Source organism: Longimicrobium sp., assembly GCF_036387355.1.
Taxonomy (GTDB): Bacteria; Gemmatimonadota; Gemmatimonadetes; order Longimicrobiales; family Longimicrobiaceae; genus Longimicrobium.
The window spans coordinates 1-9344 of the sequence record NZ_DASVTX010000072.1; the positions used below are offsets into that span (position 1 = coordinate 1).

General features: G+C 67.4%; 8 protein-coding genes and 1 pseudogene. 7 read left to right on the plus strand and 2 right to left on the minus strand.

Annotated elements, in window-relative coordinates; genetic code table 11:
- The 7 genes and pseudogenes from VF665_RS03355 to VF665_RS03385 form a co-directional block, all read left to right on the plus strand.
- Positions 1-349: pseudogene (locus tag VF665_RS03355) on the plus strand (hypothetical protein); the annotation flags it as partial.
- Positions 350-380: 31 nt separating this feature from the next.
- On the plus strand, positions 381-1322 hold the full coding sequence (locus tag VF665_RS03360; protein WP_331051990.1) for a YihY/virulence factor BrkB family protein: 942 nt from the start codon (positions 381-383) through the stop codon (positions 1320-1322).
- Positions 1319-1948 (plus strand): L,D-transpeptidase, encoded by a 630-nt coding sequence (locus VF665_RS03365; RefSeq protein ID WP_331051991.1) that lies wholly within the window; start codon positions 1319-1321, stop codon positions 1946-1948. Before VF665_RS03360 ends, VF665_RS03365 begins: the two co-directional genes overlap by 4 nt.
- A 65-nt stretch (positions 1949-2013) precedes the next feature.
- A complete protein-coding gene (gene smpB, locus VF665_RS03370; protein WP_331051992.1) occupies positions 2014-2487 on the plus strand; it encodes an SsrA-binding protein SmpB in 474 nt (157 codons plus the stop codon).
- Positions 2488-2508: 21 nt separating this feature from the next.
- The gene (locus tag VF665_RS03375) at positions 2509-3708 is read left to right on the plus strand and encodes an N-acetylmuramoyl-L-alanine amidase (RefSeq protein WP_331051993.1); all 1200 of its coding nucleotides are present in this window, start codon (positions 2509-2511) and stop codon (positions 3706-3708) included.
- 55 nt (positions 3709-3763) lie between these two features.
- Positions 3764-4513, plus strand: coding sequence for an orotidine-5'-phosphate decarboxylase (gene pyrF / locus VF665_RS03380; RefSeq protein ID WP_331051994.1), 750 nt, complete (start codon positions 3764-3766; stop codon positions 4511-4513).
- Positions 4514-4963, plus strand: a complete 450-nt coding sequence (locus VF665_RS03385) for a hypothetical protein (protein WP_331051995.1) — start codon at positions 4514-4516, stop codon at positions 4961-4963.
- Positions 4964-5094: 131 nt separating this feature from the next.
- Here the strand turns inward: VF665_RS03385 and VF665_RS03390 are convergent, their stop codons facing one another.
- Together VF665_RS03390 and VF665_RS03395 are read right to left on the minus strand one after the other, a co-directional pair.
- A complete protein-coding gene (locus VF665_RS03390) occupies positions 5095-7812 on the minus strand; it encodes a hypothetical protein (RefSeq protein ID WP_331051996.1) in 2718 nt (905 codons plus the stop codon).
- 124 nt (positions 7813-7936) lie between these two features.
- Entirely contained in the window at positions 7937-8686 is a 750-nt protein-coding gene (locus tag VF665_RS03395) for a hypothetical protein (protein ID WP_331051997.1), read from the minus strand.
- Between the last annotated feature and the right edge of the window lie 658 nt (positions 8687-9344).

Sequence of the window (9344 nt, forward strand, 5' to 3'; positions counted from 1 at the left end):
GCGCCTGGACGAGGCCAAGGCGCAGTACCGCTCCGGCAAGCGCGGTGAAGCGCCCGCCCCCGCCGGCCCGCGTCTTTCTCCGCTCTCCCCTGCACCCTCCGCGCGCGTCACGGCGGACGGTGAACCCGCGCCCGCGACGCTCACCCTGAGCGCGGCCGCGGCGGATCGCCCGGACATTCTTTCCCCCGTGCAGCGGACGGACATCGTTCCCGCGGCGGATCGTCCGGACAGCTCTCCGGCGGCGAACCGGGCGGAGGGGGGCAGCATGGTGGTGCAGGAGGTGGTGATCACCCGCATGTCGACGGAAACTGACGCGGGCGACCTGGTGGACGGCGACGCGGCGAAGTGACGCCGCACGCCGCGCGCCTGTCGTTTCGGCCATGACGGACCCGGCTGGCTCCCCCTCGCGGGCGACGGTGCTGCGGAGGGCCGCCGGCGCGGCCCTTCGGCGCGTTCTGGGCGGATGGTTCGATTTCGCGCGGCGGGTGTACCAGAAGGCGGGCGAAGACGACATCTTCTTTCTGGCCGGCGCCATCGCCTTCAACGTGCTGGTGGCGGCCATCCCGTTTCTGCTCATGCTCATCGGCGTGTTCGGCTTTGTGCTGCAGCGCGCCGTGGAGGATCCGGAGCAGATGGCGGTGGACTACGTGCTGGGCATTCTGCCCCCGTCGCAACGGATCGTGACGCTCACCCGCACGCTGGTGGGCGAGGTGGTGGCCGGGCGCACGCGGTTCGGCGTGGTGGGCTTGATCCTCTTCATGTGGTCGTCCACGCGGCTGGTGGGAAGCCTGCGGTCGGTGCTCAAGCACATCTTTGACCTGCCGGAAGAGCGCGGCATCATCGACGGCAAGATCTTCGACGTGCAGATGGTGCTCGTGGCCGGGACGCTGTTCCTGCTCAACACGGGGACGACCATCGCCGTGGAAGCGGCGCAGAACTACGGGGTGCAGACGCTGGGGCTGTCGGGCCGTGCGGAGGTGGTGTCGATGCAGCGGGCCCTGGCGCGCATTCTGGCGTTCGGTTTCATTCTGCTGATGTTCGTGCTGATGTACCGCTATCTTCCCAAGCGCAAGACGCCGTGGCGCATCGCCATCGTGGCCGCGGTGTTCACCTCGGTGGTGTGGGAGGCGCTCAAGGGGATCTTTGCCTGGTACGTGGCGCACGTGGGGAACTGGCAGACCACGTACGGCACCCTGGCCAACCTGATCATCCTGATCTTCTGGATCTATTATCTTGCGATCGTGTTCGTGCTGGGCGGCGAGGTGGCGCAGGTGTACGACCTTATGCGCATCCGCCGACGACAACGGGAGTTGCTGGAATGAACAAGTACGAAAGTACGAGAGTACGAAAGTACGAAAGTGGGTTCGGTGCGGCGCTTGCCGCGGCCCTCGTAGCCGTGCTTTTCGTCGTGGACAACGGGGCGGCGCAGACGCTGCCGGGATCGCCGCTGGCCGTGGCGCACGGCGTGTCGCGCGAGGGCGCGGCCCGATACCGGGATGCGCCGGTGAGCGCGGAGCGCTACATCGTCATCGCACTCGAAGAGCACCGGCTGTACCTGATGGAGGAGGAGCGTGTCCTCTGGTCCACGGTAGTCGGCACGGGGACGGGGACGCGGCTGGAGGGCGCGGGGCAGAAGTGGGAGTTCAGCACGCCGCGCGGCATGTTCCGCGTGCAGCGCAAGGAAAAGAATCCCCGCTGGTACGTGCCCGACTGGGCCTACATCGAGCGCGGCACTCCCATTCCCGACGCGGACTCCGAAGCGCGGTGGGAGGAGGGGATGCTGGGCACCACGGCACTCTTTCTGGGCGAGGGCATCGCGCTGCACGGCACCGACAAGCCGGAACTGCTGGGGCAGGCCGTGTCGCACGGCTGCATCCGCATGACCAACGAGGCCGCCCGCGCGCTGTACCACGAGGTGGACGTCGGCACGCCCGTCTTCATCTACTGACATCTCTGTCGATTCGCCGCGCTCCCGCACCGGGGGCGCGGCCCACGCACGCACGATCCGGGTGAATGGCTGACCAGAAGGCGGACGGTGGCAGCAAAGTCATCGTCAGCAACCGCAGGGCGCGGCACGAGTACCACGTTCTGGACACGTGGGAGACGGGAATCGTGCTCCTGGGGACGGAGGTGAAGTCGCTCCGCCAGGGACGCGCCAACCTGCAGGACTGCTTCGCCCGGCTGGACCGCGGCGAGCTGTGGCTGTACAACCTGCACATCTCTCCGTACGAGCAGGGCAACCGCTTCAACCACGACCCGCTGCGCCCGCGCAAGCTGCTGATGCACCGCAACCAGCTTCGCAAGCTGGTGGGGCAGGTGGAGCAGAAGGGGCTCACGCTGGTGCCGCTGGACCTGCACTTCACCGGCGGGGTCGCCAAGGTGAACCTGGCGCTGGTGAAGGGAAAGCAGCTGCACGACAAGCGAGAAACGCTCAAGGAGCGCGCGGATGCGCGCGACATGGAGCGCGCCTACAAGGATAACGGGTAAATGCATTCCTGGAGCAGCCGGATGCGAGTTCTGGCCACTCTTCTGTTCCTGTTCGCCGCCGCGTCCGCGGCGGCCGTGCTTCCCGCGCAGACGCCCGGCGCGTGGCGGCTGGCGAGCGGCACCGACGCGGTCTCCGTCGCGGAGGCCACGGACCGTGGCTACCCCGCCCTCCCCGTCTCCGCGCTGGTGAACGTGGGGGCGCAGGTGGCGTACGAGGGCGGCGAGGTGATCGTGCGCATGGGCGCGCGCACCTTTGCGTTGCGCGTGGACTCGCCGGGCGTGCGGGTGGACGGGCAGCCGCGCATGCTCGCCTCGCCCACGTACGCGCGCGACGGCGTGGTGTACGTTCCCACCGCGTTCCTGGCGCTGCTCGGCGAACCCGCGGGCGGCCCGGTGTGGGTGGACGTGGATGCGCGTACGCTGCGGGTGGATCCCGGCGCGCTCGCTGCCGCCGCGGCGCGCCCGGCCCCGGCCGCCGCTCCGGCTCCGGCTGCCGGAACTCCCGCGACGCCGCCGCGCCGCCGGCTGATCGTGGTGGACGCCGGGCACGGCGGGGTGGATCCCGGCGCGCAGGGGCCGTCCGGCACGCGGGAGAAGCACATCAACCTGCGCATCGCGCGGCGGGTGGCGGAGATCCTGTCGGCGGACCCGTCGTATGAGGTACGGATGACGCGTGACCGCGACACGCTCATCGCGCTGCGCGACCGGGGGCGCATGGCCAACGCGTGGCGCGACGAGGGGCAGCCGGCGCTGTTCATGTCCATTCACTGCAACGCGAATCCCAGCCGCGCCGAGGCGGGGTACGAAACGTACTTTCTGGCCGAGGCGCGCACGGCGGACGCGCGGCGCGTGCAGGCGATGGAGGACGCGGCGGCGCAGTACGAGGAGCGCCCCGCCGGCCACACGCCGCTGGACTTCATCATGAACGACCTGCGCCAGAACCAGCACCTGCGCGAAAGCAGCGACTGGGCGCAGATGATTCAGAACCGGCTGCGCGAGGTGCATCCGGGTCGCAGCCGTGGCGTAAAGCAGGCGGGCTTCGCCGTGCTGGTGGGCGCGTTCATGCCCGCGGTGCTGGTGGAGATCGGCTTCATCAGCAACCACCGCGAGGAGGCGATGCTGACCGATCCCGAGCAGCAGGAGCGCATTGCCCAGCAGCTTGCGCAGAGCGTGCGCGACTTCTTTGACGCCAGCGAGCGGCGCCAGAGCGCCCGCGACTGAATCGCCGCCCGACGATGACCATCCGGCCCGCCGCGGACCTTCCCGGCGGGCCGAAGTGTACGCACTCCAACCGCTTACGCACTCGCCCATGCCTCCCGTCGCCATCATTGCCCTGGACGTGCCCTCCCGCGCGGAAGCGGAGCGCCTGCTGGACCGCATCGGCCCCGGCGCGGACTTCGTAAAGGTCGGGCTGCAGCTGTTCACGGCGGAGGGGCCGGAGGTGGTGCGGGCGATGACGGCCCGGGGATGCCGGGTGTTTCTGGATCTGAAGCTGCACGACATCCCGGCGACGGTGGCGCACGCGGTGGAAAGCGCCGCCGGGCTCGGCGCCGACCTGCTGACCATCCACACCTCCGGCGGCGCGGCGATGATGCGTGCGGCGGCCAAGGCGAGGGACGCGGCGGGTCCATCCGCGCCCAAGCTGCTGGGCGTGACGCTGCTCACTTCGCTTACGGAGGCGGAAGCGGCGGAGGCGTGGGGGCGCGCGTCGGTGGATGCGGGCGCGGAGGTGGCGCGGCTGGCGGCGCTGGCAGAGGCGTGCGGGCTGGACGGCGTCGTATCCTCCGTGCACGAGGTGCCCACGATCCGTGGTGCAACGGGTGGCGGATTCCGCGTGCTGACGCCGGGCATCCGCCTGGCCGGCGACGATGCGGGCGACCAGGCCCGCGTGGCGACGCCCGCCGAGGCGGCGCGGCTGGGATCGAACTACGTGGTCCTGGGCCGCTCCATCACGGCCGCGGCGGACCCGGCGGCGGCGCTGGCCCGCGCGCTCCAGGAAATGAACGAACTACCGGTGACGGCATAGATGAAGATCGTACGGCTGGTTTCCCTGTTTCTCCCGCTGATCGCGCTGGTGCTGCTGCCGCGCGCGCTCGCGGCGCAGCAACCCGCGCCGCTGGAGAACTTCGTGGCGAACATCGCGCGCCTGTGGTCGCGCGGGGACGCGGACGCCATCGTGGCGCTGGCCCCGGAGGACGGGCGCATCGTGCTGGACCTGGCCGGCGACGGCCCGGGCGAGGTGCAGGAGCGCCACGCCTCCGCCGCGCTGCGCGGATTGTTCGCGGAGCGGGAGAACGTGTCCGTGCGGCCGCGTCAGGTGACCATCTCGGGCGGGTCGCCGGTGCGCGGGTTTGGCGAGCTGACGTGGGTGGCGCGCCCCCGCGGCGTGTCCGACACGCTGTCCTCCATCGTCTACGTCGGCGCGGTGTGGGAAGACGGCGCCTGGCGGCTGCGTGAGTTGCGGGTGCTGAGATAACGGCAAAAGCAAGCTCTAACAGAGGCACAGAGAACAAGAGGGACAAAGAGGAGGAGGACCGGAATTCCGCCCGGTCCTCCTCCTCGTTTTTTCTCTCTGTGCCTCTGTGCCTCTGTTAGAGACAAATCAGTTCAGTACTTCGCGCGCTTGCGCTTCGCGCCGCCCTTGGGCGGGCCGGGCTTGTGCTTCTTGCCGCGGCCCTGTCCCCTGCCCCGCCGCGGCTCCTCCGCCTCCGCGCGCGCGCCACGTCCGCGCTGGCCGCCGCGCCGGGGTCCGTCCCCGCGCCCGCCTCCGCCGCCACGGCCACCCGCACCCGGCGCCGGACGCTCGGCGCGCTCGGCCGCGAACGCCTCTTCCACCAGCCGCCGCGCCTCATCCAGCGACGACGCGCGCACCGAGTCGCGCTTGCCGCGCGTGACGGTAAAGTGCAGCGGGCGATCCAGTTCCGGCAGGTGCGCGTCGTCCAGGTGGTGGAGGAACTTGGCCGGGATCTGCACCCGCACCACGGCCTCGTCGCCCTCGAACGCGTAGTTGAGCGGGTACTCGCGCCCGTCCAGCTCAATGCTGCTGGGCAGCGCCATCCACCGCGCGCGCTCCGCCGCCGGCACCAGCTCGTCGGCGTTGATGCGCAGCGGCGTCTCCAGGAACTCCGAGTAGCTGTTCACGCTCGCCAGGCGCGACGACAGGTAGTCCGTGAGCGCCTGCTCGTTCATCCCCGGCGTGCGTCCGGCGGAACGGCGGTAGACGTCGCGCAGTTCGTGGATGGCTTCGCGGCTGGCGGCCAGGTCGCGGTGGTACGCCTGCCCCGTGACCATCGCCTGCGCCAGCACCGTGCGGCACTCCTCCTCCAGCCCGCGCGGAAAGCGGTCGATGGCCTCGTCCTGGTTCTCCAGCACGAATCCGTGGAACGCCCTTTCCCGCCGCAGACGGAGCGGCGCCCGGCGGTGCGCGTTGTCGTACACCACCTGCGCGTCACCCGGCGCGGCGAACTCCCAGATCAGCTCGTGCGGAAGCTGGGTGCCGCTGATGCTGCCACGCGCGCGCCCCATCTTGTCGGCGAAGTACACGATCTCGCCCGCGACGGCGCCGTACGCGCCCGCCACGCTCGTCTTGCTGACGGAAACCTCCTCGCCCCACGCCGTCTCTTCGTCGATCACCAGGCTGAACGGCATCAGCCGCGCGACCAGCGACTGCCAGTCGCGGATCAGGCTGGCGTTCAGCTTGGGCATGTTGCGGGGCAGCGCCAGGTCCATCCCGCGGTAGATGCTGGCGATGGCGAGCGCCGCGTCTTCGATGCTGCGCATCATCACGCCGCGCTCCTCGGCCCACTCTTCCAGCGCCTGCGGATCAAAGATGTGGCGCGGCAGGCCGTAGACGGTGCCCAGCGTGCCCGTTTTTTCCAGCGCGTCGCGGTAGATGGCGTACGCGGTCAGGTGGTCGCTGCCGGGGACCACGTACTGGCCGATGTCGTTGTCCTGCTGGCGCAGCATGCGGTGCAGCGATTCGATGGACGCGCACGTGGCCACGATGGGCACCAGGTGCTCGTCGGCCTGCACCAGCAGCTCGCCGTACGCGCGGTCCACGGGGAGCACTTCCACTTCCCGCCCGTAGCGCGTCAGCCGGCCGTTGGCGATGATGCCGCGCGTGGTCAGCAGCTCCATCGCCCGCGCGTAGGCGATGCGGTCCAGCGGGACGGGCAGGTCCAGGTCGTCGGCGCGGACGCCCATGTCGGCGCAGGTCATGGCCACGCGCTCGGGGTCACCGGCGAGCTGAAAGTGCGGCTCGGTGGGGCGCAGCGCGAAGAAGTCGATCTGCCGCTCCGAAAGGATCCACACCTCGCCGTTGGGCACGCGGCCGTGCACGCGCCCCGCCATCTGCAGCATCTCGTTGGCGCCCAACGGCATGCGCGTCAGCACGCTCTTGCCCTTCTTGACCAGCGTGGTGAACTGCGCATCCTCGATCACGACGGTGTCCAGCCCGCGCAGGTTGAGCGCGGACTGCCCCGCGGCCGTCATCCCCAGCACGAACGGGTGCGGCGCGCCCTCGCCCTCCAGGAAGGGACGCAGCTTGGCCACGGGCTCGCCGCCGTGGTAGAACTCGGTCATCACTTCGCGCCAGCGGTCCGACACTTCCTTGGCGATGCGCTCCGTTCCCGCCCGCGTGGGCACAAAGACGGCGACGCCGCGCTTGTTCTTGACCACGTGCCGCATGAAGCGGTCGCCCAGAAAGCTGACGGGGTCGCTGGTGTTGCTCACCCGCACGTCCGCCGCCATCGCGGGGTCGAACGCGCTGGACTCGATGACCGCCGCGCTGTTCAGGTAGTTGCTGTAGAACGTGGGATCCACGGTGGCCGAGAGCCAGATGAAGCGGCAGCCGGCGCGCTTGGCCAGCGCCAGGCACAGCTCCAGTTCCGCGCTGGTCTGGTGGATTTCATCGACGATGACCACGTCGTTGCTGTCGATGAGCGCGTCCTGCAGCCACCGTCGTGCAATGCCGGTGGTGACGATGACCACGTTCCAGCTGGGCGTTTCCGGAGTCGCCTCGCGCTCCCGGTTCACGACACCCACGCGCAGGTCCTCGGTGCCCAGGATGGTCTGCGCGATGGGGCGGATGGCGAGCGTTTTTCCCGTCCCCGTGCCGGCCATGATGCCGAAGCCCTTGCCGGACGCCGCGAGCTGGCGAATCTCTTCGCCGTGCTCGCGCTGCATGATGGTGTCGACCCCGGTAAGCTGCACGCCGAGTTCGATGGTTTCGCACGCGGCGCGCGTGGGCGCGATGACGACGATGCGGCCTTCTTCCGGCCGACCGGGATAACGCTCGCTGGGAGGGGTGGTGGCGACCTCGACCATGCGGCTCCGTTTCAGATTCGGTGTGACGTGTGCAACCCGGATTCAACGCAGCAAAACGCCCGCCGCGCAACCTACGCGGCGGGCGAACGGGCAGGAAGCAGGCCACTCTCTACGCTCTGGAGAATCATGTACTACCTAGATGGAGTCGCTGGGTGAGAATCGCTACTTCATCAAGACCGCGCGGTGTACGCGCATACGTAAGAACGTCCGCAGCTTCTTTGCCCCAACAATTGGGGATCCCGGTACCCAGAAGTTCCAAGCCGGTCAGGACAATGACTGGATTCCCGGTTTTACCTCGCGATGACCGCCCGGCTTTAACCAACCTTTTGATCCTTTTCTTTTCGTCCCAATCCAACTGGCTCCGGAGTGTACAAAACACCAAGACGGAGGAAGGAAATTCCGATCCAAGCTCCTGCATCCGCTCTACATCTTTCATCTCGAACCTGTTGAGAGATTTACACTCACCAAATATCAATCGCGACGAGCCCGATCTAATGTGTTTGTACTGCCAAAACATGGCGAAATCCGCCTCGAGCTTTATCTCGTTCGATCTTGCTAACTCGATGGACGGAATCCACGTCACTTCAGCTCCCAATCGAAACCCCAGTGCACCTAGTGCCAACGCCACTGAATAGCCACCCTGAGCAAAATTCTCAGTAGCGAACGGCCCGATCGTACGGTAAGACCACTCACTGGGCGGCGAAGCGCTGGGAAAGATATATTCGCGGAGGCAGCGATGACACTTCAACTCACGTCTGAGATCATCGACTGAGTACCAGTTGGACTGCTCGCAGTGAGAGCATTCTACCCGCATGCCGATCCGAACAATTTCCTTCCCAGTAAGGATTTCGAGTATACGATCAACTCGATCCATGTTGTTATTCGTAATCCGTCGCAGCAAAGCTATGAGAGACCTTCTTGGAAGCGCGGGTGATCTGGCCTTGCGGCGCTCCGTAGTTCCTCGTGTAACAACCTCCACCTCACCGTGGGCCATTGCGTTCAAGGCTTGTAGTAGTTCCAGATCAGTAAGTGGCCAAAGGCCATACCGTCCGAGCCTCCGCAGGATCTCGCGCGCACTACGACCAGCACTGGAGATTGACATTGTAAATCCCTGCTCCCGCATCCACGCATCGAATACGCGCAGAGATGTCGGGGTCTGCCAATGGTGCCGCCATGAACTGTGGATGCAGGTGAGGACTACTCCCTCTCGTGATCCCCACGAACGCTCAAATCCTGCGCTCTGAACAACGGAGTTCCAGTCATCGAGACGTTCTGGGAGGGCACCCACAGATTCGGGGTCCTCACTGAAGTCGCTGAACGTGACTACATTGATCCAGCGGGGAGTGCCTCTTCCCCATGTGTTAGTTGCGAACTCAGGTCCGACGTCTAGGAACTCAAGTCTATCATTTCGAACAATAACCTTCTCGTCTTCTGTTTTTGCCGTCACAGTGATGCCGTCCCCATACACTGGCTCATCACGGTATCTGTCCCATGGTCGCGGAAAGATCTCGCACCTTAGGGCATCTCTATCC

Bases quoted from the DNA above. Each gene is read 5' to 3' on its own strand.
- VF665_RS03360 (WP_331051990.1), top strand. From the start codon at position 381: ATGACGGACCCGGCTGGCTCCCCCTCGCGGGCGACGGTGCTGCGGAGG.
- VF665_RS03365 (WP_331051991.1), top strand. From the start codon at position 1,319: ATGAACAAGTACGAAAGTACGAGAGTACGAAAGTACGAAAGTGGGTTC.
- smpB (WP_331051992.1), top strand. From the start codon at position 2,014: ATGGCTGACCAGAAGGCGGACGGTGGCAGCAAAGTCATCGTCAGCAAC.
- VF665_RS03375 (WP_331051993.1), top strand. From the start codon at position 2,509: ATGCGAGTTCTGGCCACTCTTCTGTTCCTGTTCGCCGCCGCGTCCGCG.
- VF665_RS03385 (WP_331051995.1), top strand. From the start codon at position 4,514: ATGAAGATCGTACGGCTGGTTTCCCTGTTTCTCCCGCTGATCGCGCTG.
- VF665_RS03390 (WP_331051996.1), bottom strand. From the start codon at position 7,812: ATGGTCGAGGTCGCCACCACCCCTCCCAGCGAGCGTTATCCCGGTCGG.
- VF665_RS03395 (WP_331051997.1), bottom strand. From the start codon at position 8,686: ATGGATCGAGTTGATCGTATACTCGAAATCCTTACTGGGAAGGAAATT.